General features: G+C 53.4%; 1 rRNA gene. It reads left to right on the forward strand.

Annotation, left to right across the window (positions count from 1 at the left end):
• Positions 1 to 1,479: ribosomal RNA gene (locus ACYQ4S_RS11855) — 16S ribosomal RNA — on the forward strand; the annotation flags it as partial.
• Positions 1,480 to 1,495: the final 16 nt, after the last annotated feature.

Genomic DNA, 1,495 nt, shown 5'->3' on the forward strand with positions numbered 1-1,495 from the left:
CACTCTGCTTGCAGAGTGTGGATGAGTGGCGAACGGGTGAGTAACACGTGGGGAACCTGCCCATAAGAGGGGGATAACATCCGGAAACGGGTGCTAATACCGCATAGGTGATCATAGCGCATGCTTAGATCATTAAAGATGGCTTCGGCTATCGCTTATGGATGGCCCCGCGGCGTATTAGCTAGTTGGTGAGGTAATGGCTCACCAAGGCTGTGATACGTAGCCGACCTGAGAGGGTGATCGGCCACACTGGAACTGAGACACGGTCCAGACTCCTACGGGAGGCAGCAGTAGGGAATCTTCCACAATGGGCGAAAGCCTGATGGAGCAATACCGCGTGAGTGAAGAAGGTCTTCGGATCGTAAAGCTCTGTTGTTAGAGAAGAACAAGAGGTGTAGTAACTGGCACCTCCTTGACGGTATCTAACCAGAAAGTCACGGCTAACTACGTGCCAGCAGCCGCGGTAATACGTAGGTGACAAGCGTTGTCCGGATTTATTGGGCGTAAAGCGAGCGCAGGCGGTCTTTTAAGTCTGATGTGAAAGCCCACGGCTCAACCGTGGAGGGTCATTGGAAACTGGAAGACTTGAATGCAGAAGAGGAAAGTGGAATTCCATGTGTAGCGGTGAAATGCGTAGATATATGGAGGAACACCAGTGGCGAAGGCGACTTTCTGGTCTGTAATTGACGCTGAGGCTCGAAAGCGTGGGGAGCGAACAGGATTAGATACCCTGGTAGTCCACGCCGTAAACGATGAGTGCTAAGTGTTGGAGGGTTTCCGCCCTTCAGTGCTGGAGCTAACGCATTAAGCACTCCGCCTGGGGAGTACGGCCGCAAGGCTGAAACTCAAAGGAATTGACGGGGACCCGCACAAGCGGTGGAGCATGTGGTTTAATTCGAAGCAACGCGAAGAACCTTACCAGATCTTGACATCCTCTGACCACCCAAGAGATTGGGCTTTCCCTTCGGGGACAGAGTGACAGGTGGTGCATGGTTGTCGTCAGCTCGTGTCGTGAGATGTTGGGTTAAGTCCCGTAACGAGCGCAACCCTTATTGTTAGTTGCCAGCATTCAGTTGGGCACTCTAGCGAGACTGCCGGTGATAAACCGGAGGAAGGCGGGGATGACGTCAAATCATCATGCCCCTTATGATCTGGGCTACACACGTGCTACAATGGATGGTACAACGAGTCGCGAGACCGCGAGGTTCAGCTAATCTCCTAAAGCCATTCTCAGTTCGGATTGCAGGCTGCAACTCGCCTGCATGAAGCCGGAATCGCTAGTAATCGCGGATCAGAACGCCGCGGTGAATACGTTCCCGGGTCTTGTACACACCGCCCGTCACACCACGAGAGTTTGGAACACCCGAAGTCGGTCGAGTAACCCTTTTAGGGAGCTAGCCGCCGAAGGTGGGCTGGATGATTGGGGTGAAGTCGTAACAAGGTAGCCGTATCGGAAGGTGCGGCTGGATCACCTCCTTTCTAAGGATAGTGCCAT

This window comes from Alkalibacterium sp. s-m-28 (genome assembly GCF_054658175.1).